This window comes from Pseudomonas sp. URMO17WK12:I9, assembly GCF_900230165.1.
Classification (GTDB): Bacteria; Pseudomonadota; Gammaproteobacteria; order Pseudomonadales; family Pseudomonadaceae; genus Aquipseudomonas; species Aquipseudomonas fulva.
In genome coordinates, this window is record NZ_OCMQ01000008.1 from 33,138 (window position 1) to 58,795 (window position 25,658).

General features: G+C 62.2%; 21 protein-coding genes and 2 pseudogenes. 7 read left to right on the forward strand and 16 right to left on the reverse strand.

What is annotated here, in order from left to right; genetic code table 11:
* The first annotated feature begins 137 nt into the window (after positions 1-137).
* Entirely contained in the window at positions 138-2,138 is a 2,001-nt protein-coding gene (locus CRP40_RS16030; protein WP_027913800.1) for a methyl-accepting chemotaxis protein, read from the forward strand.
* Between the two features lie 481 nt (positions 2,139-2,619).
* Here the strand turns inward: CRP40_RS16030 and CRP40_RS16035 are convergent, their stop codons facing one another.
* Positions 2,620-2,904 carry a hypothetical protein gene (locus tag CRP40_RS16035; RefSeq protein WP_141400912.1) on the reverse strand — a complete coding sequence of 95 codons (285 nt, stop codon included), beginning with the start codon at positions 2,902-2,904 and terminating at the stop codon, positions 2,620-2,622.
* A 215-nt stretch (positions 2,905-3,119) separates the two neighbouring features.
* Positions 3,120-3,218: pseudogene (locus CRP40_RS16040) on the reverse strand (IS5/IS1182 family transposase); the annotation flags it as partial.
* Between the two features lie 308 nt (positions 3,219-3,526).
* On the opposite strand from CRP40_RS16040, the gene CRP40_RS16045 reads away from it, so the two are divergent.
* Entirely contained in the window at positions 3,527-4,021 is a 495-nt protein-coding gene (locus CRP40_RS16045; protein ID WP_027913797.1) for a hypothetical protein, read from the forward strand.
* A gap of 135 nt (positions 4,022-4,156) precedes the next feature.
* Here the strand turns inward: CRP40_RS16045 and CRP40_RS16050 are convergent.
* The 5 genes and pseudogenes from CRP40_RS16050 to CRP40_RS16070 form a co-directional block, all read right to left on the reverse strand.
* Positions 4,157-4,427, reverse strand: a pseudogene (locus CRP40_RS16050) (IS630 family transposase); the annotation flags it as partial.
* A gap of 215 nt (positions 4,428-4,642) precedes the next feature.
* Entirely contained in the window at positions 4,643-6,220 is a 1,578-nt protein-coding gene (guaA, locus tag CRP40_RS16055) for a glutamine-hydrolyzing GMP synthase (protein ID WP_023533313.1), read from the reverse strand.
* 110 nt (positions 6,221-6,330) lie between these two features.
* A complete protein-coding gene (guaB, locus tag CRP40_RS16060; RefSeq protein ID WP_023533362.1) occupies positions 6,331-7,800 on the reverse strand; it encodes an IMP dehydrogenase in 1,470 nt (489 codons plus the stop codon).
* Between the two features lie 135 nt (positions 7,801-7,935).
* Positions 7,936-8,487 carry a hypothetical protein gene (locus tag CRP40_RS16065; RefSeq protein WP_027913795.1) on the reverse strand — a complete coding sequence of 184 codons (552 nt, stop codon included), beginning with the start codon at positions 8,485-8,487 and terminating at the stop codon, positions 7,936-7,938.
* A gap of 48 nt (positions 8,488-8,535) precedes the next feature.
* Positions 8,536-9,303 (reverse strand): sulfite exporter TauE/SafE family protein, encoded by a 768-nt coding sequence (locus tag CRP40_RS16070; RefSeq protein ID WP_027913794.1) that lies wholly within the window; start codon positions 9,301-9,303, stop codon positions 8,536-8,538.
* A 100-nt stretch (positions 9,304-9,403) separates the two neighbouring features.
* On the opposite strand from CRP40_RS16070, the gene CRP40_RS16075 reads away from it, so the two are divergent.
* The 4 genes from CRP40_RS16075 to leuA all read left to right on the forward strand — a co-directional run bounded on the left by CRP40_RS16075 (position 9,404) and on the right by leuA (position 14,678).
* Positions 9,404-10,312, forward strand: a complete 909-nt coding sequence (locus CRP40_RS16075; protein ID WP_049695560.1) for a LysR substrate-binding domain-containing protein — start codon at positions 9,404-9,406, stop codon at positions 10,310-10,312.
* A 75-nt stretch (positions 10,313-10,387) separates the two neighbouring features.
* Positions 10,388-11,767 (forward strand): exodeoxyribonuclease VII large subunit, encoded by a 1,380-nt coding sequence (xseA, locus tag CRP40_RS16080; protein WP_023533297.1) that lies wholly within the window; start codon positions 10,388-10,390, stop codon positions 11,765-11,767.
* Positions 11,768-11,770: 3 nt separating this feature from the next.
* The gene (locus CRP40_RS16085) at positions 11,771-12,598 is read left to right on the forward strand and encodes a M23 family metallopeptidase (protein ID WP_027913793.1); all 828 of its coding nucleotides are present in this window, start codon (positions 11,771-11,773) and stop codon (positions 12,596-12,598) included.
* A gap of 406 nt (positions 12,599-13,004) precedes the next feature.
* On the forward strand, positions 13,005-14,678 hold the full coding sequence (gene leuA / locus CRP40_RS16095) for a 2-isopropylmalate synthase (protein ID WP_023533308.1): 1,674 nt from the start codon (positions 13,005-13,007) through the stop codon (positions 14,676-14,678).
* A 196-nt stretch (positions 14,679-14,874) separates the two neighbouring features.
* Here the strand turns inward: leuA and CRP40_RS16100 are convergent, their stop codons facing one another.
* Genes CRP40_RS16100 through zwf form a run of 3 tightly spaced genes read right to left on the reverse strand, consistent with a single transcriptional unit; the run spans position 14,875 to position 17,754 of the window.
* Positions 14,875-15,555, reverse strand: coding sequence for a bifunctional 4-hydroxy-2-oxoglutarate aldolase/2-dehydro-3-deoxy-phosphogluconate aldolase (locus tag CRP40_RS16100; RefSeq protein WP_023533406.1), 681 nt, complete (start codon positions 15,553-15,555; stop codon positions 14,875-14,877).
* 17 nt (positions 15,556-15,572) lie between these two features.
* On the reverse strand, positions 15,573-16,313 hold the full coding sequence (gene pgl / locus CRP40_RS16105; RefSeq protein WP_027913792.1) for a 6-phosphogluconolactonase: 741 nt from the start codon (positions 16,311-16,313) through the stop codon (positions 15,573-15,575).
* A complete protein-coding gene (zwf, locus tag CRP40_RS16110; protein WP_027913791.1) occupies positions 16,285-17,754 on the reverse strand; it encodes a glucose-6-phosphate dehydrogenase in 1,470 nt (489 codons plus the stop codon). The genes pgl and zwf overlap by 29 nt, the downstream gene beginning before the upstream one ends.
* A 211-nt stretch (positions 17,755-17,965) precedes the next feature.
* Between zwf and hexR the strand changes: the two genes are divergently transcribed.
* Complete coding sequence (hexR, locus tag CRP40_RS16115; protein WP_173645906.1) at positions 17,966-18,829, forward strand: DNA-binding transcriptional regulator HexR; 864 nt, start codon at positions 17,966-17,968, stop codon at positions 18,827-18,829.
* On the opposite strand, the gene CRP40_RS16120 is transcribed toward hexR, so the two are convergent.
* From CRP40_RS16120 to CRP40_RS16145, 6 genes are all read right to left on the reverse strand, one after another.
* The gene (locus tag CRP40_RS16120) at positions 18,822-19,676 is read right to left on the reverse strand and encodes a D-hexose-6-phosphate mutarotase (RefSeq protein ID WP_023533397.1); all 855 of its coding nucleotides are present in this window, start codon (positions 19,674-19,676) and stop codon (positions 18,822-18,824) included. The genes hexR and CRP40_RS16120 overlap by 8 nt on opposite strands.
* A gap of 116 nt (positions 19,677-19,792) precedes the next feature.
* The gene (locus CRP40_RS16125) at positions 19,793-21,085 is read right to left on the reverse strand and encodes a carbohydrate porin (RefSeq protein ID WP_225806717.1); all 1,293 of its coding nucleotides are present in this window, start codon (positions 21,083-21,085) and stop codon (positions 19,793-19,795) included.
* 100 nt (positions 21,086-21,185) lie between these two features.
* The gene (gene ugpC, locus CRP40_RS16130; protein ID WP_027913789.1) at positions 21,186-22,340 is read right to left on the reverse strand and encodes a sn-glycerol-3-phosphate ABC transporter ATP-binding protein UgpC; all 1,155 of its coding nucleotides are present in this window, start codon (positions 22,338-22,340) and stop codon (positions 21,186-21,188) included.
* A gap of 3 nt (positions 22,341-22,343) precedes the next feature.
* Positions 22,344-23,189: a carbohydrate ABC transporter permease gene (locus tag CRP40_RS16135; RefSeq protein ID WP_023533435.1), complete on the reverse strand. Its 846-nt coding sequence runs from the start codon at positions 23,187-23,189 to the stop codon at positions 22,344-22,346.
* A complete protein-coding gene (locus CRP40_RS16140) occupies positions 23,182-24,090 on the reverse strand; it encodes a sugar ABC transporter permease (protein ID WP_027913788.1) in 909 nt (302 codons plus the stop codon). The genes CRP40_RS16135 and CRP40_RS16140 overlap by 8 nt, the downstream gene beginning before the upstream one ends.
* Before the next feature lie 230 nt (positions 24,091-24,320).
* The gene (locus tag CRP40_RS16145) at positions 24,321-25,607 is read right to left on the reverse strand and encodes an ABC transporter substrate-binding protein (protein ID WP_027913787.1); all 1,287 of its coding nucleotides are present in this window, start codon (positions 25,605-25,607) and stop codon (positions 24,321-24,323) included.
* Positions 25,608-25,658: the final 51 nt, after the last annotated feature.

Sequence of the window (25,658 nt, forward strand, 5' to 3'; positions counted from 1 at the left end):
GGCTGATTCCCCCTCGACTCATAGCCTTTTTGCCGCCACCGGTCGTCCGCTCATACGAAACATGATGTAGCACCTCAACTATCGGGCTTGGCTGCCGTAATCAATGAAAGCCAACCTAAATTTTGTGGAGCTTCAGCATGTCGCTACTTCCCAATCGCATCTCCGGGCGCATGACCCTGGGAATCCTGACGTTGCTGGCACTCACCGCATTGGCGATCTATAGCGTCATGACCCTGGGCGGCAAGCCTGAACTGGTTGCAGCTGGCACCGAGGCGGCGGAACAGTCGGCCAGCGCCATCACCCGCCAGCTGGCCATGCAGGTGAACCGCATCGAGGGCACCGCGGCTGCGATGGCGCACCTGGCCGAGACCCTGCCCCGCGACGAGAACCTGATCAAGGCCAACTTGCCCAACGTGATCGACAGCCAAGGCGATACCGCCATTGCAGGCGGCGGGCTGTGGCCAGAACCCAACAGCTTCGTTGCCGGCACCGAACGCCGCAGTTTCTTCTGGGCACGCAACGCCAGCAATGGGTTGGATTACTCGGACGAGTACAACGCTGCGCAAACCGCGCCGTATCAGGCTGAGTCCTGGTACATCGGCGCCAAAGCCGCGCCCTTGGGCCGCTGTGTCTGGTCGGATGGGTACCAGGACCCGGTCAGTGGCGTCGCCATGACGACGTGCAGCGTGCCCTATCACGCCCAAGGCGCGTTCGCCGGCGTCGCCACCATTGACCTGAAGCTCGACGGCCTTGCGGCCTTCCTCAAGGCCAACGGCAATGTCACCGGTGGCTACGCCTTTGCGGTCGACGCCTCAGGTAACCTGCTGTTCTTCCCCGATGCAAAGAGCGCCAAGGGCTTGCCGACCCTTGCTGGCCTGAGCCAGGAACAACCGTGGTTCAAGCCAGTGGCCGATAGCCTGGCGAGCAAGCCGGCTGGCACCACCACCCTTTATCTGGATAACGATGCGCGCCTCGATGGGCCGGCCTACGTCACCCTGACTACCATGGAAGGCACTGGCTGGCGCATTGGCTTGGTCACCCCCGAAGCTCGTGTTGTCGGCCTGGCGAACAAGCTCACCGGCCAGATCCTGCTGTTCCTGCTGCCCTTACTGGCCATTTTGCTGGGGCTGGCATGGCTGGCGGGCAAGCGGCTGCTCACCCAGATCGACGAAACCACGGCGCAAATCGAAAGCCTGGGTCAAGGCGGCCAGGCGGGTGCTCAGCTAGACGTTGTGCGCAATGATGAGCTGGGCGCTTTGCGCACGGCCGTCAACCAGTACGCCGGCTCTCTGCAGGCCATGCTGCGCCACATAGCCGAGGAGTCGGTGTCACTGGAAGAACAAGCCAACGAGCTGGCGCAACTGTCCACTGGCCTGGCCGATCGGGCAGAGGCGCAACGCGTGGACAACACCCTGCTCGCCACCGCCATCACCGAAATGTCGGCCAGCGCCAATGAGGTCGCGCGCAACACCACGGACTGCTCGGACACGGCTCGCAGCTCATTGGTCGAGGCGCAGAAGAGTCAGGACCAAGTCAGTCGCAACGGTGAATCCATCGAAGGCCTGGCGACCGACATCTCGGGCGCGGCCACCGCGATCACCCAACTGGGCGAAGACATCGAGCGCGTAGGCGGCGTGCTGGAGGTGATCAAGTCGATCTCCCAGCAGACCAACCTGTTGGCGCTCAACGCTGCCATCGAGGCCGCCCGCGCTGGCGAACAAGGCCGCGGCTTTGCGGTGGTAGCCGATGAGGTGCGCACGCTTGCCGGCCGTACACAAACGTCTGCCAACGAAATCCAGGAAATGATCACCCATCTACGCGAGGCATCGTACGCTGCGGTCACCACCATGCAGCACGGTGCGCAGCGCACTCGCGAGTCGGTGCAGCAGGCCGTGGGCGTGGCCACGACCCTGGGCACCACCGTGGGTAGTTTCGACGACATCGTCCAGCGCGCCCAGCAGATCGCCGTCGCCGCCCAGGAGCAGAGCCACGTGACGCAGGAAATCAACGAGCTGGCGGTACGGATCCATGCGGCCAGTGAAGAAGGCGCCCGGGATGCGAGTACGCTCAGGGAGTTGGGCAAGGGGATGCAGTCGATTTCGGCGCGGCTGGGTGGGTTGAGTCGCGGCGGTCGTTAGGACTTGGGGCTTGGGCTTGGCAGCCAAGCATTGAGTGAAAGGCTGTTATCCAATGCAAATGGGGCCGCTAAGCGGCCCCGTCCCTTCCGGCCTCCTGTAAGGGAGCCGAGAGCGCTTCAGCGCTATAGCTCGGTGGCCAACACGCTGTTGCTAAATGGCGTGGATCACGCCCACGCTATTCCAAAAACAGCCTTTCGCCTGCGTCGTCTCAATAGCCAATCTCGGCCAGTCGAGCAAATGCATGGTAGTGGCTATGAGATCAAGGGTGATTCATGGCGCCTGAGTTGGGAACCCATACTGGCTTGAATGAGCCAGCAGAAGCTGGCTCTTTCTTTTCTAGAGACCTACTTCAGGATCGGGATCTCAGCCAATCTACCCTTGAGCGTGATGGCGTCTCACGGCAGGTGCTCGGTGATACCCAAACCAACCACATCAGTCGCCTTGGATACACCGTTGATCAATCGCACGCCTTGGGCGACGCTCATTTTCCCTGCAGGGAAGCCTCGTAAGGGTTGCAGGCCGAGTTAGGGTCGCCGAAGAAGACCGAGCGACACTCAGTCGGATCCAGGACATCCAGATCGAAGTGGATGGCCAGATGCTTGATCTCGTTGACGCGGTTCCACTCCAGCACGCTTGCACTAGATAAGATCTGCGCTTCTGGCGGCGCAACGTTCAGGCTATAGCGCTCGATGAACTCAGCCCCCTGACATGTCAGACCATCGTTCCGCAGCCATGCGAACATCACCTTCTTCGGGTCAATATGCACCTTCACCTGCGCAGCGAGTGGGGTGTTTTATAAGTACCATGGAAACATCAATTACCCAGCGCTCTTGCTACACGAGCGACCCGTTGAATTTGCCTGGGTTCAACCGGCGTGCCGCCAGCCAAACGACGACTCCATCACGCATCAGCACTTTCATTCGGGGCGTAGCGACAGGCCTTTTTCTTGAAGATAACCGTTATGACCGCGAGCCTCGCTCAGGCCAGTTGATGCTACTCCAGCAGGTGCCGGAAGGTCATGTTCGTGATGCCTTCAGGTATCGGGACGCTCAACGTCAGGCGTGCAAACTGGATCATGGGCGGCTCGGGTCAGGCGGGCAGGCGGTCAGGCGTCATCACACTGGAGGACTTGACCGAAGACTCCCTCGCCGCGGCCATTACGCTAACACGGCGGTTATCACCTGATATTTTTGCCAGTATGAAAATCTATAAGGGCGCATTACGTTAGGTACGACGAAAGACAGACTTGAAAACCTAGACAGGCTGCACGCGTCTATTTTTCAATGAGTTTCGATTTTGTCTTCTGCGTCATTAACAATGACGCTGGGGCATGAAAATACTGTCTTTTTCCACAGCTGTAACATTCATCAACAGGATAGAGGTGTCTTATGGGAAAGCGAAGAGAGTCTGCCTTTAAACTTTACTTTGGCTATGACGAGAATAACTCTAAAGCCATTGTGAGGTTCACCGATGATGATGGGCTAGGTATCGGTCTTGACGGTGGCGATGTAGCCAAGACGACGGCGGGTGCAATCTACAATAAGGACAGATATGGACGCGCCTTTCGCACAGATCACACCGAAGGCAAATTAAGGTCTACGTTATGGGTTGAAGTTGTAGACAGCTGGGAAAAAGACGGTAACTGGGGTGGTTACCTTAAGGTTGCCTGCGAGCACTTGAAGGGTCAGTACATCGATAGCACAAAAGGATGGGTGAGGCCCTACAGTAAAAAGTTCGACCCCGTGACGTTCGTCGACAAGGGCGATTATTACGAGATCTGGCAAAGAGAGCCTGGGACGGGTAGGCCATTGAGTATTGAGGGGGGGGTCTTGAGGTTCATGGATGACAAGACGAATATTGGCCATTGGAATATCAAGGACTAAATAGCAAAGACCCGTGTTCCGCCCGGGTAGTTCGTTAATCTAAAAGCCTCTGAATCATTGGGCTATTTATTCAAACAGATAACGAACTACCCGTTCGGGGCACTCGTGTGGTGCTTCATAAGTATCATGGAAACATCATTTGCCCAGCGCGCTTGCTGCACGAGCGACTGAGAGGAGGCTGTCACCAGCCTTCTCATGCCACCGGAATGGTTTCGGAGTCTGGTTGACGTTTCCAAGTAGTGCTCAATCGATGCTTCTAGATCTTGACGCTAACCTGTGCCTGCCGCTTGATCCATTTCTCGCTCAGCGTTGAGAAAAAGCGCTCGACCCCATTCAGGCACGAGGCCGGAGTCGGTGTGAAGTGCATGTTGTAGCGCGGACGCGCCGCGAGCCAGGCCCTGACTTTCGATACAGTGTCAATACTGAGGCAAACGACATGGTATTGAGCGTCATGCATGGCATTAGATGCAGTCAATACCCCGTACCATGTCACACAAACACCGTGCTTGGCGATGCAGAACTCTATCCGAATTTGCCAAACGCAAAAAGCCAAAAGCCCGCAATTACGCGGGCTTCAGGGCATTTTTTGCTAGATCGTGCCGGGCTATACCGGACGCAGGATCACTCCCACTCAATCGTCGCCGGCGGCTTGCTCGACACGTCGTAGGTCACCCGCGAGATACCGTCGATCTCGTTGATGATACGGCCGCTCACGGTTTCCAGCAGTTCGTAAGGCAGATGAGCCCAACGCGCGGTCATGAAGTCCACGGTCTCGACGGCGCGCAGGGCGACGACCCAGGCGTAGCGACGGCCGTCACCGACCACACCAACCGATTTCACTGGCTGGAACACCACGAAGGCCTGGCTGGTCTTGTGGTACCAATCAGCCTTGCGCAGCTCTTCGATGAAGATATGGTCCGCGCGACGCAGAATGTCGGCGTATTCTTTCTTCACTTCACCCAGGATGCGCACACCCAGGCCCGGGCCTGGGAATGGGTGGCGGTAGACCATGTCGTAGGGCAGGCCGAGTTCCAGGCCGATCTTGCGCACTTCATCCTTGAACAGCTCACGCAGTGGTTCGACCAGCTTGAGGTTCATTTCCTCCGGCAGGCCACCGACGTTGTGGTGGGACTTGATCACGTGGGCCTTGCCACTCTTGGCGCCAGCCGATTCGATCACGTCCGGGTAGATGGTGCCCTGGGCGAGGAACTGGATGTTGGGCAGCTTGCTGGCCTCGGCATCGAAGATGTCGATGAAGGTGCGGCCGATGATCTTGCGCTTCTTCTCCGGGTCGGCTTCGCCGGCCAGGTTGTCGAGGAACTGCTGTTCAGCGTCGGCACGGATCACCTTGACGCCCATGTTCTCCTTGAACATGGCCATCACCTGGTCACCCTCGTGCAGGCGCAGCAGGCCGTTGTCGACGAAGACGCAGGTCAGCTGGTCGCCGATGGCGCGGTGCAGCAGGGCCGCGACCACCGAACTGTCCACGCCGCCGGACAGGCCGAGCAGGACGTTGGCCGACCCCACTTGCTCACGCACCTGGGCGATGGCGTCCTCGACAATGTTGGACGGGGTCCACAGGGCTTCACAGCCGCAGATGTCCTGCACGAAACGGGACAGGATGCGACCGCCCTGCTTGGTGTGGGTCACTTCCGGGTGGAACTGCACGCCGTAGTAGCCGCGTGTGTCGTCGAACATGCCGGCGATCGGGCAGCTCGGGGTGCTGGCCAGTACGTGGAAACCGGTCGGCAGCTGGGTGACCTTGTCACCGTGGCTCATCCACACGTCCAGGCCCAGTACGCCGTCGGCGTCGATATGGTCCTCGATGCCGTCGAGCAGGCGGCTCTTGCCGACCACGTCCACGCGGGCATAACCGAACTCACGCAGGTCGGACCCTTCGACCTTGCCGCCCATCTGTTCGGACATGGTCTGCATGCCGTAGCAGATGCCCAGCACAGGCACGTTCAGGTCGAACACGGCCTGGGGTGCACGGGGGCTGTTGGCTTCGTGAACCGACTCGGGGCCACCGGCGAGGATGATGCCGCGCGGGTTGAATTCGCGGATCGCTTCATCGTCCATGTCGAACGGGTGCAGTTCGCAGTACACGCCGATCTCGCGCACGCGGCGGGCGATCAGCTGGGTGTACTGGGAGCCGAAATCGAGGATGAGGATCCGGTGAGCGTGAATATCGAGGGCCATGGGGAATCTCTGATTCAGCTGCGAGCTTGAAGCTGCAAGCTGCAAGTTGATCGGGGAAAACGCAGTGGCTGCGCGAACGCAGCCACCGTCTGGAGCTTACCGCTGAGCAATCAGCCAACCCGGTAGTTGGGGGCTTCCTTGGTGATCTGCACGTCGTGAACGTGGGACTCGGCCATGCCGGCGCCCGTGATGCGTACGAATTCCGGCTTGGTGCGCATCTCTTCGATGGTGGCACTGCCGGTGTAGCCCATGGACGAACGCAGGCCGCCCATCAGCTGGTGAATGATCGCGGCCAGTGCGCCCTTGTACGGCACGCGGCCTTCGATACCTTCGGGGACCAGCTTCTCGGCACCGGCCGAGGAGTCCTGGAAGTAACGGTCGGAGGAGCCTTGCGACTGCGCCATGGCGCCCAGCGAACCCATGCCACGGTAGGCCTTGTAGGAGCGGCCCTGGAACAGTTCGACTTCGCCCGGCGCTTCTTCGGTACCGGCGAACATCGAACCCATCATCACGCAGCTGGCACCGGCGACGATGGCCTTGGACAGGTCACCGGAGAAGCGGATGCCGCCGTCGGCGATCAATGGCACACCGGTGCCTTCAAGCGCAGCGGCGACGTTGGCGATGGCGCTGATCTGCGGCACGCCGACACCGGCCACGATACGGGTGGTGCAGATCGAGCCAGGGCCGATACCGACCTTGACCGCGTCCGCGCCGGCTTCGGCCAGGGCCTTGGCAGCCGCGCCGGTGGCGATGTTGCCGCCGATCACCTGCACCTGCGGGTAGGTTTGCTTGACCCAGCGCACGCGCTCGATCACGCCCTTGGAGTGCCCGTGAGCGGTGTCGACCACGACCACGTCCACGCCAGCGGCGACCAGGGCGGCAACACGCTCGCCGGTGTCCTTGCCGGTGCCGACAGCAGCGCCAACGCGCAGACGACCCTGGTCGTCCTTGCTGGCCAATGGATAGGCCTTGGCCTTCTCGATGTCCTTGACGGTCATCATGCCCTTGAGGCTGAAGTGCTCGTCGACGATCAGCACTTTCTCGAGGCGGTGCTTGTGCAGCAGCTCGCGCACCTCGTTCTTGTCCGCGCCCTCGCGGACGGTGACCAGGCGTTCCTTGGGCGTCATCACTTCGCGGACCCTGGCGTCCAGGCGGCTTTCGAAGCGCACGTCGCGGGAGGTCACGATACCGACCAGGTCACCGTTTTCCAGCACAGGCACGCCGGAAATGTTGTTCAGGCGCGTCAGGTCGAACAGGTCACGCACGGTGGCGTCGGCCTCGATGGTGATCGGGTCCTTGACCACGCCAGCCTCGAACTTCTTGACCTTGCGCACTTCGCCGGCCTGCTGCTCGATGGTCATGTTCTTGTGGATGATGCCGATACCGCCTTCCTGGGCCATGGCGATGGCCAGGCGCGCTTCGGTGACGGTGTCCATGGCAGCGGAGACCAGCGGGATGTTCAGCTCGATGCCACGGGTCAAACGGGTCTTGAGACTGACTTCATTGGGCAGTACCTCGGAATAACCAGGTACAAGGAGAATATCGTCGAAGGTCAGGGCTTCTTGGCTGATACGCAACATCGCGGGGGCTCCCGGGCGGGAAAAATGGAAGCGCGCCATTATACTCATGCGTGCCGTGCCACTCAATGTAAATCAAGCCTGAAGTTACAAGTGGCCGTTGCTGCCCTGCGCGCTACCGCCCTGCCCGGCCGCTCGTCAGGCGAGCCGGACCTGCACCACCGCCACCGGTTGGTCCAGCCAATCGGCGAAGCTGTCGATGAACGCCTGGGTGAACCCGGCATCGCCCCAGTTGTTGAAGATGAAGCCCAGGTTGGAAAAGGCACAGGGTTGCAGGAACAGAAAGCCATTGATGTCGTCTTCGAACCCGCACAGCGGGCACGTGAAGTTGTCGCTGACCCCAGGCATCCACTCTTCCAGGCTGTCGAACAACGGCTCGCCCACTTCCCGCCGGCACTGCGGGCAGCCTGCCTCTTCCTTGAAGCCTTCGGTGGGCGTATAGATGCAGCGCTTGAGCATCACCTCAAGGCCGTTGACCGGCGCACCGAAGGGCAGTTTGTCGGGGTGCAGCGCCACCTTGCGAGCACCTGGCCCAAGGGCATGGGCCATGCGGTTGCCGGTACGCCCGCAGGTGGTCAGCTGCTCTTCCACGACCTTTTCGCGGACCAGCCAGCGCAGGATGGCGCGGGCGCGGGCCTCGTGCACCGGGACGGTGGACTGCCTGGGAACGATGATGCTTTGGGTATTCATGAGCGGGACAAGCCTTGGATCGGGTAGTCGGCCAATTCTACCCCCTGCTCAAGCGCTCACATAGCGAGCGATGAGCGCCAGGCCGCTGGCCAGCACCAACCAGGTGACCAGCCGCACGAAGACCTCGCGTGACAGCCTGTGCGCGAGCCTGCGCCCAGCCCACAGGCCGATGACCATCACCGGCAACAGGCAGGCCGCCATCAGCAGCAGTTGTCGATCGGCGTAGACACCGGCGACCAGGAACAGCGTCAGGCGCACCAGGGTGCTGCAACTGATCAACGCGCTCTGGGTGGCGCGCACCTGCGCCTTGTCGGGCAGGCGAGCGCTCAGGTAAAGGGCGTAGAGAAAGCCGCCACTGCCGAACAAGGCCCCGAACAGCCCGCCCACGGTGCCCATTGGTGCCGCCCACCACCCGGCAAGCGAGGCCGGGCGTACCTTCAGCGCCAGGCTATAGAACGCGTAGGCGGTGATGAACAGCCCCATCAGCAGCATCAGCAGGTCCGATTTGAGCTGCAGCAGGAACACAACGCCCAGGGTGCACCCCAGCGCCATGAACGGCAGCAGGCGCAGCAATTCGCCCCGTACCACATCGCGCCGCGAGGGCAGCAGGTTGCCGAACGCCGCCACGAAATCGAGCAACACCAGCAAGGGAATGATCTGCGACAGCGGCATGAAATGGATCAGCACCGGGCCTGCCACCAACGCCGTGCCGAAGCCGGCGATGCCGAACACCACATAGGCCGCCGCGATACCCAGCACGATGGGTAGCCAGTCAAGCCCCGAGAACGGTAGTGCTATGGCGAAGTCAGCAAGCATCGGCGCATTGTCCTTGAAGGTTCAGCGCACCATAACCAAACCCGTGTCATGCCGGCTAATATGCAATCTCGCCTTGATCCATCTCGAAATGGCATCGCTCATGATCTCGACCCGTCAGTTACGTTACTTCGTGGAAATTGCCGAATGTGGCAGCTTCAGTGCTGCGGCCGAACGGCTGTATGTCGCCCAGTCCGCCCTCAGCCGCCAGGTGCGCGAGCTTGAACTGCAGCTGGACACGGCGTTGTTCGAACGCACGGCCAGGTTGCCTCGCCTGACCGATGCGGGCCGGGCGTTCCTGCCGCGTGCGCGCAACCTGCTGCTGGACCTGGACAAGGCTGGCGAGCTGGCCCGAGCCGTTGGCCAGGGCCTGCGCGGCAGCCTGAACATCAGCCACTCCAGCACGGTGCCGCTGACCGGTCGGTTGCTTGAGCACTTGGGTGAGTACTTGCGGACCAACCCAGGCGTGAGCATGGAGATCGCCCAGCTGTCCTCCGAAGGGCAGCTTGCAGCCCTGGCCGAAGGTCGCCTGGACATCGGGCTGCTGAGACTGCCGGTGCTGCGTCAGCACGATGGGTTGTGCGTCGAGCCGCTGTTCGAAGAGCCCCTGCTGCTGGCGCTTGCCCCTACCCATGAGCTGGCAGCGCGCGATTGCATCGCCTTGGCGGAGCTTTCGAGCCAGCCGTTCATCTCCATTCCCCACCACCAACGCGGTGGCCTGAGCTATCTGTCTGCCGAGCTGTGCATGGCGGCGGGGTTCTTTCCCCAGCCTGCGCGGGTGGTGTCGCGCAAGACCACGCAGTTGCAGCTGATCCAGGCGGGGTTCGGGGTGGCTTTGCTGCCACGCTGCATGCAGGACATCGCCCCTCCTGCGCTGCGGTTCATCCCGCTGACGGACCCCGGCTGCGTCAGCACCGTCGCCATCGCTCACCGTCGCGATGCCGGGCCGCTGGTTAGCCAGTTCATCGAGCACATGACCTGCGCAGCTTCGGCAATCGGTACGCCAGGGTAGGCACCCGCGATCCAGGTCAGTTCCTGATCGACCGGGCACGACACCCGGCCCCCTCATCCTTTATAGTGCCTTCCCATGATCAAAGACCCTTTCGAACGCCTCGGCCTTGACCGTGATGTGCTCACCGTCAGCCAACTCAATGGCCGCGCCCGGGTGCTGCTGGAAGACGTTTTCCGCAGCGTGTGGGTGGAGGGCGAGATTTCCAACCTGGCCCGGCCGGCCTCCGGTCACATGTACTTCACCCTCAAGGACAGCGGTGCCCAGGTGCGCTGCGCCCTCTTCCGGCAGAGCGCCACGCGGGTGCGCCAGGCACTGCGTGATGGCCTGGCGGTACGGGTGCGCGGCAAGGTGTCCCTGTTCGAAGGCCGTGGCGACTATCAGCTGATCCTCGATACGGTGGAGCCTGCTGGCGATGGTGCGCTGCGCCTGGCTTTCGAGGCGCTCAAGGAAAAGCTTGGCGCCGAGGGCTTGTTCAGCACCGACAGCAAGCGCGCGCTGCCTGCGCATCCCCAGCGTATCGGCATCATCACCTCCCCCACCGGGGCCGTGATCCGCGACATCATCAGTGTGTTCGCCCGTCGCGCGCCCCAGGTGGAGTTGAACCTGATCCCCACCGCCGTGCAGGGCCGCGAAGCCATCGCCCAGATCGTGCGCGCCATTCGCCTGGCCGACAGCCGCGGTTTCGACGCATTGATCCTGGCCCGCGGCGGCGGTTCGCTGGAGGACCTGTGGTGCTTCAACGAGGAAGCCGTGGCGCGCGCCGTGGCCGCGTGCAAGACGCCGATCGTGAGCGCCGTGGGCCATGAAACCGACGTGTCGATCAGCGATTTCGTGGCCGACGTGCGTGCCCCTACCCCGTCTGCTGCGGCCGAGCTGCTTGCCCCCGACAGCAGCGGGTTGCAGCATCGCCTGGACGGCCTGCAACGGCGCCTGACCCTGCGCATGCAGAACCGGTTGGTGCATGATCGCCTGCGCCTGGAGTCGCTGATTCGCCGCTTGCGCCATCCGGGCGAACGCCTGCGTCAGCAGGCTCAGCGCCTTGATGACCTGGACATGCGCCTGCGCCGTGCCTTCCTGCACAACCTCAATCAGCGCCGCGAGCGCCTGGTGCGCCTGGAGACGCGCCTGGCTGCGCAACATCCCGGGCGCACCCTGGCCCTGCTGGGCCAGCGCCTGGACAGCCTGGCCGAGCGACTGCCACGGGCCATGCGCGACGTGCTCAAGGACCGGCGCCAGCGCTTCCAGGCCCAGCTACAGACCCTGCAGATCGTCAGCCCCCTGGCGACGCTGGCGCGCGGCTACAGCATTCTGCTCGACGAACAAGGCCAGGCCATCCGCAGCGCCGAACAGACGCGCAACGGCCAGCGCCTCACCGCACGCCTCAACGAAGGCGAGCTGCAGGTGCGGGTCGAAGATAACCACCTGACTCCGGTCACGCTCTCACTTCTGGATTGACCCATGCCCCGCTTGCTCGCGTCACTGCTCGCCCTCGCCTTCACCGTCCTGAGCGCCACAGCCCAGGCCAGCTACATCACCCGCACGCTGAACAAGCCGGTGCCCGGCGGCGTTGCAGTGGTCGACCTGGGGCCGGCAGCCAGTGCCCCCAGCGCACGCTTCGATGGCAAGCCGGTGCTGGTGGTCAAGGAACAGGACAACTGGTTGGCCATCGTCGGTATCCCCCTGACCCAGAAGCCTGGGCAGGCGGTGGTGCAGCAAGGCAGCCGAAGCCTGCCCTTCACCGTGGGCCACAAGCAGTACCCCGAACAGCGCATCACCTTGAAGAACACCCGCCAGGTCAACCCCAATCCGGCCGACCTCAAGCGCATCGATCGCGAACTGGCCGAGCAGATCAAGGCCTACCGCAGCTTCAGCCCGGCATTGCCAAGCAACCTGATCCTCGACAAGCCGGTCAATGGGCCGCTGTCGAGCAAGTTCGGCGTGCGCCGGTTCTTCAATGGTGAAGAGCGCAACCCCCATGCGGGCCTGGATTTCGCTGTACCAGCGGGTACGCCGATCAAGACGCCAGCCAATGGCAAGGTGATTCTGGTAGGCGATTATTTTTTCAATGGCCGCACGGTGTTCGTCGACCACGGGCAGGGCTTCATCAGCATGTTCTGCCATATGTCCAGGATCGACGTGCAGAACGGGCAGCAGCTGCGTCGTGGCGATGTGGTCGGGCGCGTTGGCTCAACGGGGCGCGCGACCGGGCCGCACATGCACTGGAACGTCAGCCTGAACGATGCGCGTGTTGACCCGGCGATCTTCATCGGTGCCTTTCAGCCCTGAGGCCGGGCTGACTCTGCGTCGATAGACCCTTGAGCCGCTCGACGAAACGGGCGGCGATTGCCGGGCCAACGCAGATCTGAAGCCCTTCTGAACGGTTGACACACCATTGCGCCAAAGAAAAATACTGCGCAACAGATGCAAAGCATTCAAATGCTAGCCACAAGAAAATCTCGCAATAGCGCTTTTTTTGAGCATTTCTCTCAATTTTTTTTCAACGCTTGCCAACCCTCAGCCCACTGGTTAGGGTTGAGGCCATGAAAACCTTCAGCACCCTCATCTTGCTCCGACAACATCGCAGCCTCTGCCTGGTCAGCGCTCGACTACCAGGCTGAATCGCGTCGCCTCGCCCCCACCTCGTTACTGCTCGGCAGGCCCGATCTCGGCCGCACATAAAAGGATTGCTTCCATGACCATGCTCAAAGACCCTTCGAAGAAATACCGCGCCTTCCCCACCATCGACCTGCCCGACCGTACCTGGCCGTCCAAGACCATCACCGAGGCGCCCATCTGGTGCAGCTCGGACCTGCGGGACGGTAACCAGTCGCTGATCGAGCCGATGGATGCGGAGAAGAAGCTGCGGTTCTGGAAGACCTTGGTGCAAGTGGGCGTGAAGGAAATCGAAGCCTCCTTCCCTTCGGCCTCGCAAACCGACTTCGACTTCGTCCGCACCTTGATCGAAGACGGTCATATTCCAGAGGACACCACCATCCAGGTGCTGACCCAGGCGCGTGAAGACCTGATTGCCCGTACCTTCGAGTCCCTGCGCGGCGCCAAGAAGGCCATCGTTCACCTGTACAACGCCACCTGCCCGGCTTTCCGCCGCATCGTCTTCAACCAGGACAAGCAGGGCGTGAAGGACATCGCGGTAAACGCGGCCAAGCTGTTCGTCAAATACGCCGCACAGCAGCCGGACACGCACTGGACATTCCAGTACTCGCCTGAAACCTTCAGCGCTACCGAGATGGAATTTGCCAAGGAAGTGTGCGATGCGGTCATCGAGGTGTGGAACCCCACGCCCGAACACAAGATCATCCTCAACCTGCCGGCTACCGTCGAAGTCGCCACGCCCAACGTGTACGCCGACCAGATCGAATGGTTCTGCCGCCACATCAACCGCCGTGACAGCGTGATCATCAGCCTGCACTGCCACAACGACCGGGGAACCGGCATCGCCGCGACCGAGCTGGGCCTGATGGCCGGCGCCGACCGTGCCGAGGGCTGCCTGTTCGGCAATGGTGAGCGTACCGGCAACGTCGACCTGGTGACGCTGGCCTTGAACCTGTACACCCAGGGCATCGATCCGGGCCTGGATTTCTCCGATATCGACGGTGTGCGCAAGGTCGTCGAAGAATGCAACCAGCTGCCGGTACACCCGCGCCACCCGTACGTAGGCGACCTGGTGCACACAGCCTTCTCCGGCTCGCACCAGGATGCCATTCGCAAGGGCCTGGCCAAGCAGCAGGAAGGCGAGTTGTGGGAAGTTCCGTACCTGCCGATCGACCCGGCCGATATCGGCCGTAGCTACGAGGCCGTGATTCGCGTCAACAGCCAGTCCGGCAAAGGCGGCATCACCTACCTGCTCGAGCAGGAATACGGCATCAGCCTGCCGCGCCGCATGCAAATCGAGTTCAGCCAGGTTGTGCAGGGCGAAACCGACCGCCTGGGCCTGGAAATGACGGCGCAGCAGATCTACAGCTTGCTGCACAAGGAATACTTGCAAGCCAATGCGCCATACGCGCTGGTCAGCCATCGCCTGCAGGAAGAAAACGGCCACAGTGCCGTGGAAGTGGAAGTCGCTGGCGAAGGCGAGACCACGCTGCACTGGCGCGGCAAGGGCAATGGCGCTCTGGAAGCCCTGGTTGCCGGCCTGCCGGTTGCCGTCGAAATCATGGACTACAACGAACATGCCATCGGCGCCGGCACCAACGCCAAGGCAGCGGCCTACATCGAGCTGCGTGTAGCCGGCGGGCGTCCTGTGCACGGTGTGGGTATCGATGAAAACATCACCACAGCCAGCTTCAAGGCCCTGTTCAGCGCGCTGAACCGCTCGCTGAGCCAGCAAGAGGCCAAGGCGGCCTGAGTGCTGTCAGGGAGAAAGCGGCCTCTTTAGCCGATGTTGTTGACTCGGGATTGTTGGGGCCGCTTTGCGGCCCCAACGTTCTAAAGGCACACTTACCTCTACCGTCTACGCGCTCACCACCCGCAAGCGGCAAACGGCAGGCAAAAAAATGGGCGCCGACCAAGCGCCCAAAAAGCCGTAAAGCACACAACGAAATTCAGTGACCGTCCACCAGCGCCATGGCCTCGGCACTGCAGGCCTCGATGCGAGCCCAGTCGCCATTCTTGATCCAGCTGCTGTCGAGCATCCAGGTGCCGCCTACACACATCACATTGGCCAAAGCCATGTAATTGCGCACGTTGGCCGGGTTGACGCCGCCGGTGGGGCAGAAACGGATATCGCCAAACGGGCCTGCAAAGGCTTTGATCGCCGCCACGCCACCGCTGATTTCGGCGGGGAACAGCTTGAAACGGCGGTAGCCCAGCGCGTAGCCCATCATGATTTCGGACGGGGTGCTGATACCCGGCAGCAATGGGATTTCGCTCTCCACACCTGCTTGGAGCACATCCTGGGTAATGCCGGGCGTGACGACGAACTGGGCGCCAGCGGCCTCGACGGCTGCAAACATGGCGCGATCGAGCACCGTCCCGGCGCCTACACACAGTTCGGGGCGCTGCTCACGCAGCACTTCGATGGCCTTCAGGCCATGCTGTGAACGCAGGGTCACTTCCAGCGTGCGGATACCGCCGGCTGCCAGGGCATCGGCCAGTGGCAGGATGTCCTGTTCGCGGGCGATGGTGATCACCGGCAGGATGCGCGCCGCTTCGCAGATGGCGTCGACCCGCGCGGCCTTGTCGGCCATCGAGAGCTTGGGCTGTGGACGTTCGAGGGTGATCATTGCTGTGGATCCTTGGCTCATGGGCACCAGTAGATGTCCAGGGGTGCGTGAAGAAAAGCGCGAATGGGCATTTCGGCGAGGTCGCCATCCGCCAGCGCGGCGCGCAGGGTAGCGAGTTTGCCTGGCCCTTGCACGGACAATGCGGTGAACCCTGCCGTGGCCAGCAGCGATCGGGTCATGGAAAGACGCTGATGGGGAACGGTTGGCGCCATTAGCGGTAGGCAACGGCGGGGATTGTTTGGATCAAGGCCCTCGGCCAAGTTGGGACTGGCTGGGAACAGCGAGGCCGTATGGCCATCGTCACCCATACCCAGTACCAGCACGTCGATGGGCGGCAGATCGGCCAGGGCGCGATCGGCCTGCTCTGCAGCTTCTTCCAGCGAAGGCGCTTGCTGGTACAAGCCAATGAAGCGCGCTTGGGCGGCCTGCCCTGTGAGCAGGTGCCGGGCCAACAGGCCGGCATTGCTGTCGGCGTGCTCCACCGGCACCCAGCGCTCATCGGCAAGGCTAACCGTCACCTTGCTCCAGTCCATGTCCTGCTTGGCCAGTTGCTCGAGAAAAGGCACCGGGCTGCGTCCACCAGACAGCACGACGCAGGCCTGGCCGTTAGCGTCGATGGCCGCCCGCAGGCGGTCACTCACATCCTTGGCCAATGTGTCAGCCAGGGTGCTTGCGTCGGGCAGTTGATGCACCTTGGTGCTCGTCGGAAACTGCAAGTCGGACAATGTTTCAGATGTCGCCATACCAGGCCCTCCCATCGCGGGTGATCAAAGCAATCGAGCTCATCGGCCCCCAGCTGCCCGCAGCATAGGGCTTGGGGGCGTCGCCTGTGTTGCGCCAGCCGGCAATCAGCTGGTCACACCACTTCCAGGCGTACTCGATTTCGTCCTTGCGCACGAACAGGTTCTGGTTACCCCGCATCACTTCAAGCAGCAAGCGTTCATAGGCATCCGGAATCCGCGCGCTACGCCAGGCGTCGGAAAAATTCAGTTGCAGCGGGCCACTGCGCAGTTGCATACCTTTATCCAGCCCTTGCTCCTTGGTCATCACGCGCAGGGAGATACCTTCGTCCGGCTGCAGGCGAATGATCAACTTGTTGCCTACTTGCAAACGCTGTTCCGGGGCAAAGATGTAGTGCGGCGTTTCCTTGAAGTGGATGACGATCTGCGACAGCTTTTGCGGCATGCGCTTGCCGGTGCGCAGGTAGAACGGCACGCCCGACCAGCGCCAGTTGCGAATGTCGGCGCGCAGAGCGACGAAGGTCTCGGTGTCGCTCTGGCTGTTGGCGTTGTCTTCTTCAAGGTAACCCGGCACCGGCTTGCCATCGCTGTAGCCGGCAATGTACTGCCCGCGCACCACCCGCGTGCTCAACCCGTCTCCGGTGATTGGCGCCAGCGCCTTGAGCACCTTGACCTTCTCGTCGCGAATGGCGTCGGCCGACAGCTCGCTCGGCGGGTCCATGGCAATCAGGCACAGCAACTGCAACAGGTGGTTCTGGATCATGTCGCGCAACTGCCCGGCCTTGTCGAAGTAGCCCCAGCGACCCTCGATCCCCACCTTCTCCGCCACCGTGATTTCCACGTGGGAGATGGAGTTCTGGTTCCATTGGGTTTCGAACAGGCTGTTGGCGAAGCGCAAGGCGATCAGGTTCTGTACCGTTTCCTTGCCCAGGTAGTGGTCGATGCGATAAACGCGGCTTTCGGGAAAGAACCGCGCCACGGCATCATTGACCCGGCGTGAGGACTCAAGGTCGTGACCGATCGGCTTCTCCAGTACCACACGGGTGCGCTCGCTCAGGCCCGCCTTGTCCAGGTTTTCGCTGATGGCACCATACACAACGGCGGCCGTGGCGAAGTAGGCGATCAGGGGATGCCCGTCAGGCACTTGCGCGGCCAGGGCCTGATAGCCTTCTGGCTGCAGAAAATCCAGGTGCTGGTAATCGAGCCTTGCCAGGAAGCGCTCGAGCGCCGGAGCCTCGATGTCGGCCTCGGGCACATGTTTGCGCAAGTGGGCTTCGATGCTGTTCAGGTGATCCTGGGCGCTGCCAGCCTCACGCGCCAGCGCCAGCAGGCGCGTCTGGGCGTGCAATAGCCCGGCGCGGTCGAGCTGGTAGAGCGCAGGGAAGAGCTTGCGCAGGGCCAGGTCGCCCAGGGCGCCAAACAGGGCAAATGTGCAAGGTTCGACACTGATTGCAGCCATGATGTTGGTTCTTTCCTAAAGTTGATTTAGAAATACCGTTTTCAGTTAGGGTTTTCAAGGAAAAATGTAGTAAAAACCATAACATTATTCGGATGTATGACAGACGAGTGGTGCGCAATCGGCGCCGCCAGTACGATAGACGACCCTGCAAACAGGCCTGCTGCTCCCTCAGCTGGCTGTCTTCCCGACCCGAGGACACCCCATGGACCGCGTGAGAAACCTCCTGGAACAGATCCAGGGACGCCTCGACGAGCTGAACAAGGCCGAACGCAAAGTCGCCGAAGTCATCCTGCTCAACCCGCAACAAGCCACACGCTTCAGCATCGCGGCGCTGGCCCAGGCGGCCAAGGTCAGCGAACCGACCGTCAACCGCTTCTGCCGCTCATTCGGTGTCAGCGGTTACCCGGAGCTGAAACTGCAACTGGCGCAAAGCCTGGCCAGCGGCGCTGCCTACGTCAGCCGTGCGGTGGAGGCCGATGACGATCCGGCGGCCTATACCCAGAAAATTTTCGCCAGCGCCATCGCCTCGCTCGACAGTGCCTGCCAGCAGCTGGATCCCCAGCAGGTCAGCCGCGCAGTCGACATGATGATCCAGGCTCGGCAGATTCACTTCTTCGGCCTGGGCGCCTCCGCGCCGGTGGCGCTGGATGCCCAGCACAAGTTCTTCCGCTTCAACCTGGCAGTGTCGGCGCATGCCGACGTACTGATGCAACGCATGCTGGCCTCGGTGACCCATACTGGCGACCTGTTCGTGATCATTTCCTACACTGGGCGTACTCGCGAGCTGGTGGAAGTAGCCCGTCTGGCCAGGGAAAACGGCGCCTCGGTGCTGGGCCTGACAGCGGCCGGGTCGCCGCTGGCCAACGCCTGCAGCCTTAGCCTTCACATCCCCCTGCCCGAAGACACCGACATCTATATGCCGATGACCTCGCGCATCATCCAGTTGACCGTACTCGATGTGCTGGCCACCGGCATGACCTTGCGCCGGGGCGTGGATTTCCAGCCACACCTGCGCAAAATCAAGGAAAGCCTCAACGCCAGTCGCTACCCCATCGAGGACGACGAACTCAGCTGAGCCGGTGCGCCTGCAGACTCAAGTGCGCGCGCTGCCCCGGTGCCAGGCTCAGGCCGTCGTCGCTGCCGCTGGCCGCCTCCACACACACGAAACGCTGGCACTCGCGCCCGGTAACCCCCAATAGCGGCCGGCTGCCGGGGTGCCATACGACCGTGTCGTCGCTGTCGCCGGTGTCGATGCACAGCTGGCGCTGCCAGGCCGGGTCATGCAGTTGCACGCGCGGAATGCCCGGATAGACCCGCTGGCAGCCGCCCTTGGGCTTGAGCGCCCCGTCCTGGCGGCATGCCTGACGGTTGAGGTGGTCGTACCCCTCGATGTCCTCGAGCCCGGACAGCGCTACCTCCGACACGTCACTGATACGCCAGTAGGCCAGCAAGGCATGACTCAACTGGCACGGCTCGCTGTCCTGATGCTCGGTGCTCAGGCTCAACTCCATGCGGCTGCCCAGCCGCGCCTCCAGGTCGACCTGCCAGTCGCACAGTTCCAGGCGCCACTTGAGGACCACGCCCTGCTCATCCTCATGACTGTCCATCAGCTTCCAGTCCAGCAGGCGGGCCCAACCGTGGGCAGGCCACAGGTCTTCACTGGGATGGCGCCCGTACCAGGGCCAGCAGACCGGCACCCCGCCGCGAATGGCGCCCACCTGTGGCCACTGTTCTGCGCACCACAGCCAGGGCCGTTCACCTGTGGGCTGGAAATGCAGCAACTGTGCCCCCTGGCGACTGAAAGCCGCCTGGCACAGGGGGTGATCGATGATCAGCACATCGCGCTGCTGGTAGCGCTCCCATTCGAACGTCGGCCGGGGCCGCCGCGCGGCGAAGAAGCGATGGAGCGGATGCTCAGGCATGGTGCAGGGCTCTTGTTGTTTGAGGTAGCGCTGTCTTGGCCTGTCCACGGCAACCACTGCAGGTCAGTGGTTGCCGGGCGCCAAACGGGATTGGCGTAAATTTACAACAAATGCACTTAGAAAGACGACTGAATCTTCAGGCCTGCCACCAGCGCATTGTCCACTTCATCCACGCCGCCGGGGCTCTTGATGTACTGAAGGTTCGGCCGCACGGTCAGCCAGTTGGTGACGTGGAAGCCGTAGTACAGCTCGGCGTTGTACTCGGTACGTTGCAGCGGGACGAAGCCTGGGTTGTCGTAGTCGTTGATGCCGCTCATGTCGTTGAGCTGGCGCGCACGCTTGCGCACATCGTCATTGACGTGGATGCGGGCGATACCGAAACCGATATCATCCTTGGGCCGGGCATCGAAGGCGCCTTTGTAGACCATGCCCACCTGCTGGTAGTTGTCGACCACGTTGGTGGCCTTGTCGTGCACCGTGAAGTTGGCGAACAGGCTCAGCCCGCGGTTGACGTCGCCCGCCTGGGCCGTCACCTGCTGTTGCGCCACCACCCACCAGCCGTGCTTGCTAGAGTGCGACTTGAAGCCCGAACCACTGAGCCCTTGGGCGTTGCCGTTGACGTCTTTGTACACATCTTCGGCATCGGCGGTGCTGTAGTAATAGCCCAGGCGGTATTCGCCGGGCAGGCCGTTGAGCTTCGGCGTCCAGACCATTTCCACCGGCAGGATCGCGCCCTTGGTGCCGCTGCCGCTCAGCTTGAAGCCATTGCCGGTTTCCAGGTTGGACGGGTTCTGCTCGTAGGCACCGACTTGTACATAGAACTCGGGGGTGACGTTGTACTTGACGCGCGTCGCCCATTGGCTGACGGGCCAGTTGTACCAGATACCGCCCACCCAGTTACCCACTTGCGAGCCGCAGAACGCCAGGTTCTGGAAGTCGCAAGGGAAACTGTTGAAGTCCTCGCCCGGCCCAAAGCGGCCGAATTTCACGTCCAGCGCGCCGTCGAAGTACTTCTGTTTGAACCACATCTGGGTCAAGCGCCAGGTCTGGCCGCGTCCCCACACTTCCTGCACCGAGCTGAACTGCCCGGCGCGTGGGTCGCTGATGCGGTCGTTGGACAGGTTGCGACCGCTTCGCTCGGTGATGGCCAGTTTGAATTCGGCATCGTGCCAGCCGAAGATCTTCTGCAGGTCCAAGTGCGCACCCAAGGCGAACTGGTCGCTGTAGCGGGCGGTCTTGTCGTTGTTGTAGCCACCGTGGAGGTTGCTGGCCACTTCGCCAACGTAATCGACGGTGAAGTCGTAGCCTTTTTCCAGCAGCTCGGTGCGGGTGCCGCCCCAATCACCGGTCATCCATTTCGACTCGCTGGAGAAAGCTTCGGCAGCCTGCAGGCCAGTACTGACGGCCATCGCCAGCGGCGCAAGCAACGCCAGTGAGCCCCAGGTGGTAATACGATTGCGCTGTTCCATTGCGTTGCGTCCTCTTTTTCTTATTGATGGTGTAGACGATTCAACGGCCACCGAGGGCAGCCATGTTGTCCTTGACGGTACTGGCGATACGGTTTGCCTGCAGGCGCTCGCCGCTCTGGGCGTCGAACAGCAGCACCCGCGCCGGGTCGAACTGCAGGGCCAGGGTGTCGCCTACCTGGCAGGCCACGTCGGGGGCCAGTCGGCAGCACACCTTGGTCTGGTTGAGTGTCACGAACACCAGCATGTCCGGGCCGGTGGGCTCGGTGACCTGTACCTGGGCGCGAATGCTTGGCCCGCCGTTGCCACCCTCGGCGCCCAGGGCAATCTGCTCGGGACGAATGCCCAAGACGATTTCGCGCCCTTCCAGGCCCAGGTCGGCGCCGGGCAGGGGCAGCTCGCAGCGTGCCTGGCCACTGTCGAGTACCGCATGCAGCTGACCGCCTTGTGCAACCAGCCGCGCCGGCACGAAGTTCATGGGCGGCGAGCCAATGAAGCTTGCGACGAACTGGTTAGCCGGGTCGTTGTAGATCTGCTGAGGCGTACCGAACTGCTGGATGATGCCGTCCTTCATGACAGCTACCTTGTCACCCAGGGTCATGGCCTCGATCTGATCATGGGTGACGTAGACGGTGGTGGTTTTCAGGCGCTGGTGCATCAGTTTCATTTCAGTGCGCATCTCGACCCGTAACTTGGCATCGAGGTTGGACAACGGTTCATCGAACAGGTAGATCTTCGGCCGGCGCGCCAGCGCCCTGCCCATGGCCACGCGCTGCTGCTGACCGCCAGACAGTTGCGCCGGCTTGCGCGCCAGCAGGTGCTCGATCTGCAGCAGCTTGGCCACCCGCGCCACCTCCTCGTCGATGGCGGCTTGGGGCATCTTGCGGATCTTCAGGCCAAATTCGATGTTCTCGCGCACGGTCATGGTCGGGTACAGCGCATAGGACTGGAACACCATGGCGATGTCACGGTCCTTGGGGCTCATGCCGCTGACGTCCTGCTGGTCGATCAGGATGGCGCCACCGGTGATCTGCTCAAGCCCGGCGATGCAGTTCATCAAGGTCGACTTGCCGCAGCCCGAAGGGCCGACCAGGATCAGGAACTCACCGTCCTTGATCGACAGCTGGATGTCCTTGAGGGTATCCGGCAGCCCGGCACCGTAGGTTTTGTTCACGTTGCGAAGTTCGAGCGTTGCCATGACTTACCCCTTAACCGCGCCGGCCGTGAGCCCGCGCACGAAATATTTGCCTGCCACCACGTACACCAGCAGGGTCGGCAGGCCGGCGATCATCGCGGCGGCCATGTCGACGTTGTACTCCTTGGCCCCGGTGCTGGTATTGACCAGGTTGTTCAAGGCCACCGTGATGGGTTGCGAGTCGCCACTGGAGAACACCACGCCGAACAGGAAGTCGTTCCAGATCTGGGTGAACTGCCAGATCAGGCAGACCATGATGATCGGCGTTGACATGGGCAGGATGATGCGCCTGAAGATGGTGAAGAACCCTGCCCCGTCCAGCCGTGCGGCCTTGACCAGGGCATCGGGAATGCTGACGTAGAAGTTGCGAAAGAACAGTGTGGTGAAGGCCAGGCCATAGACCACATGTACCAGCACCAGGCCGGTGGTGGTACTGGCCAACCCGAGCTTGCCCAGGGTGAACGAGGCCGGCAGCAGCACCGTCTGGAACGGCAGGAAGCAGCCGAACAACAGCAGGCCGAAGAACAGCTGCGAGCCACGGAAGCGCCACATCGACAGCACATAGCCATTGAGCGCACCAATGGTGGTGGAAATCAGCACCGCGGGCACGGTGATCAAAATCGAGTTCCAGAAATAGCCGCTGACCGTGCCCCAGGCCTTGACCCAGCCAATGGCCGTGATCGCTGTCGGCCAGCTGAGCAGGTTGCCGGTACTGATGTCCTCGGGGGTTTTGAAACTGGTCAGCAGCATCACCACCAGTGGCACCAGGTACAGCACCACGGCGATCAGCAGCACGGCATGGATGGCGAGCCGGCTGGGGCTGAGCGCGGGTTTGTCGACAGGGCTATGCATGGCGTTTGCTCCGCAACTCTGAATACAGGTAAGGCACCAGGATGGCCAGGATCGCCCCCAGCATGAGGATGGCACTGGCCGAGCCCATGCCCATCTGCCCGCGGCTGAAGGTGAAGGCATACATGAACATCGCCGGCAGGTCGGACGAGTAGCCGGGCCCGCCTGCCGTCATCGCAGCAACCAGGTCGAAGCTCTTGATGGCGATGTGCGAGAGGATCATCACCGAGCTGAAGAACACCGGGCGCAAGCTGGGCAGCACCACGCGCCAATAGATGCGCGGCAGGCTGGCACCGTCGATCTGGGCGGCGCGGATGATCGAGGGATCAACGCCCCGCAGGCCGGCGAGGAACATCGCCATGATGAAACCCGAGGCCTGCCACACGGCCGCGATCACCAGGCAGTACACCACCCGCTCCGGGTCCAGCAGCCAGTCCAGGCGAAAGCCCTCCCAGCCCCAGTCGCGCAGCAGCTTGTCCAGCCCCATGCCAGGGTTGAGCAACCACTTCCAGGCCGTGCCGGTAACGATCATCGACAGGGCCATGGGATACAGGTAAATGGTGCGGATGAACCCCTCGCGGCGAATGCGCTGGTCCAGCAGCACCGCCAGCAGCACGCCAATCGCCAGGCTGATGGTAATGAACAGCCCGCCGAACACCAGCAGGTTCTTGCTCGCCACCCACCAGCGGTCGTTGTCGAACAAACGCACGTACTGCGCCAGCCCTGCCCACTTGTAGGTAGGCAGGAACGTGGACGTGGTGAAGGACAGCACAAAGGTCCAGAGGATGTAGCCGTAGAAGCCCACCAGCACGATGAACATGCTCGGCGCCAGCACCAGCTTGGGCAGCCAGCGCTGTAGCGCATCCATGGGAGAAGCCCGCAGGCGGGCGGTGGTAGTGGTCATGGTTCACCTCGAAGGCGCTGCTGCGCAGGGCGCGCGGCAGCGACTGTCTTGCTCAGGTTTGAAGGTCGCCTTGGGCGCTACGTAGCACCGGGGTGCGAGGCCGGTGGCCGCGCGAGACTGACGCAGCCACAGGTCGATGGGCCACGCAGCCTGCTTGTCACGCCGGCCCACGATGGCGCAGCGGCCCGTCAGGCATCCCCGACACCGGGCCGCATTGGCCAGCCCGTGGGCTACTTGGCCGCTCGGATGGCGGCTGCCAGCTTCTTGGCCGCGTCTGCCGGGTCGGCCTTGGGGTCGTTGATGTAGTTGGTCACCACATCGAAGAAGGCGCCCTGCACGGCCAGCGTCGTGGCCATGTTGTGCGCCATGCTCGGCTGCAGGCCGCCGGTCTTGGCGTCGGCGAGGAAGTCCTTGGCCGAGGTCTGGGCGCACGCATCGAACCCATACTTGCCCATGTCGGCAAGCATGTCGTTGCGCACCGGGATCGAGCCTTTGTTGGTGCTGAACACCTTCTGGAACTCCTCACCCAGCACCTTGCGGGCGATGTCCTGCTGGCCGGCAGCTGTGCCCTCATCGTTCTGCTTGAACACCACCAGCGAATCGATGTTGTACAGGAAGGCCTTCTCGGTGCCGGGGAACGGCACGCACTGGTAGTCCTTGCCGGCGGTTTTCTTGGCCAAGGTCCACTCGCTCTTGGCCCAGTCGCCCATGATCTGCATACCAGCCTTGCCGTTGATGACCTTGGCAGCTTCCAGGTTCCAGTCCTGGCCTTTGCCATCGGGGTCCATGTACGTGGCGACCCGCTTGAGCTCGGTCAGGGCCTTGATCATGTCGGGCCCGGTCAGGGCATCGTTGTCCAGGTCGACCATGGCTTTCTTGTAGCCGTCGACACCCATCACCGACAGCACGACGCTTTCGAAGACGGTGCTGTCCTGCCACGGCTGGCCACCGTGGGCGAGCGGGATGATGCCTGCCGCCTTGAGCTTGTCGGCAGCGGCATAGAACTCATCGAGGGTGGCGGGCGCCTTGTCGATCCCGGCCTTCTTGAAGGCTTCAGGGTTGATCCACAGCCAGTTGGTGCGATGGATGTTGACCGGAACGGCTACATAGTCGCCGTCGTATTTCACGGTGTCGGCGACTTTCTTGTCCAGCAGTGCATCCCACTTTTCCTGCTTGGCCACATCCTTGAGCACGTCGCTGTCGAGCAGGCCGGTTGCAGCCCAATCCTGGATGTCGGGGCCCTTGATCTGCGCGACGCCTGGCGGATTGCCAGCCACCGCTCGGCTTTTGAGCACGGTCATGGCAGTAGCGCCGCCGCCGCCGGCCACGGCGCCGTCCTTCCAGGTGAAACCGTCTTTCTCGACCTGGGCCTTGAGCACATCGACGGCCGCTTTTTCACCACCCGATGTCCACCAGTGCACCACTTCGACGGTGCCCTTGGCATCGGCAGCGTGCGCAGTCAGGGGGAACAGGGATGCCAGGGAGATCGCAGCAGCGAGACGAAGGTAGGAAGTCATTTCTACACCTTATTGTTGTTATGCCGTGCAAGTCGTGCGCTTGCGTTGCAT

Bases quoted from the DNA above. Each gene is read 5' to 3' on its own strand.
- CRP40_RS16030 (WP_027913800.1), top strand. From the start codon at position 138: ATGTCGCTACTTCCCAATCGCATCTCCGGGCGCATGACCCTGGGAATC.
- CRP40_RS16045 (WP_027913797.1), top strand. From the start codon at position 3,527: ATGGGAAAGCGAAGAGAGTCTGCCTTTAAACTTTACTTTGGCTATGAC.
- guaA (WP_023533313.1), bottom strand. From the start codon at position 6,220: ATGGCCCTCGATATTCACGCTCACCGGATCCTCATCCTCGATTTCGGC.
- guaB (WP_023533362.1), bottom strand. From the start codon at position 7,800: ATGTTGCGTATCAGCCAAGAAGCCCTGACCTTCGACGATATTCTCCTT.
- CRP40_RS16065 (WP_027913795.1), bottom strand. From the start codon at position 8,487: ATGAATACCCAAAGCATCATCGTTCCCAGGCAGTCCACCGTCCCGGTG.
- CRP40_RS16070 (WP_027913794.1), bottom strand. From the start codon at position 9,303: ATGCTTGCTGACTTCGCCATAGCACTACCGTTCTCGGGGCTTGACTGG.
- CRP40_RS16075 (WP_049695560.1), top strand. From the start codon at position 9,404: ATGATCTCGACCCGTCAGTTACGTTACTTCGTGGAAATTGCCGAATGT.
- xseA (WP_023533297.1), top strand. From the start codon at position 10,388: ATGATCAAAGACCCTTTCGAACGCCTCGGCCTTGACCGTGATGTGCTC.
- CRP40_RS16085 (WP_027913793.1), top strand. From the start codon at position 11,771: ATGCCCCGCTTGCTCGCGTCACTGCTCGCCCTCGCCTTCACCGTCCTG.
- leuA (WP_023533308.1), top strand. From the start codon at position 13,005: ATGACCATGCTCAAAGACCCTTCGAAGAAATACCGCGCCTTCCCCACC.
- CRP40_RS16100 (WP_023533406.1), bottom strand. From the start codon at position 15,555: ATGATCACCCTCGAACGTCCACAGCCCAAGCTCTCGATGGCCGACAAG.
- pgl (WP_027913792.1), bottom strand. From the start codon at position 16,313: ATGGGAGGGCCTGGTATGGCGACATCTGAAACATTGTCCGACTTGCAG.
- zwf (WP_027913791.1), bottom strand. From the start codon at position 17,754: ATGGCTGCAATCAGTGTCGAACCTTGCACATTTGCCCTGTTTGGCGCC.
- CRP40_RS16120 (WP_023533397.1), bottom strand. From the start codon at position 19,676: ATGCCTGAGCATCCGCTCCATCGCTTCTTCGCCGCGCGGCGGCCCCGG.
- CRP40_RS16125 (WP_225806717.1), bottom strand. From the start codon at position 21,085: ATGGCCGTCAGTACTGGCCTGCAGGCTGCCGAAGCTTTCTCCAGCGAG.
- ugpC (WP_027913789.1), bottom strand. From the start codon at position 22,340: ATGGCAACGCTCGAACTTCGCAACGTGAACAAAACCTACGGTGCCGGG.
- CRP40_RS16135 (WP_023533435.1), bottom strand. From the start codon at position 23,189: ATGCATAGCCCTGTCGACAAACCCGCGCTCAGCCCCAGCCGGCTCGCC.
- CRP40_RS16140 (WP_027913788.1), bottom strand. From the start codon at position 24,090: ATGACCACTACCACCGCCCGCCTGCGGGCTTCTCCCATGGATGCGCTA.
- CRP40_RS16145 (WP_027913787.1), bottom strand. From the start codon at position 25,607: ATGACTTCCTACCTTCGTCTCGCTGCTGCGATCTCCCTGGCATCCCTG.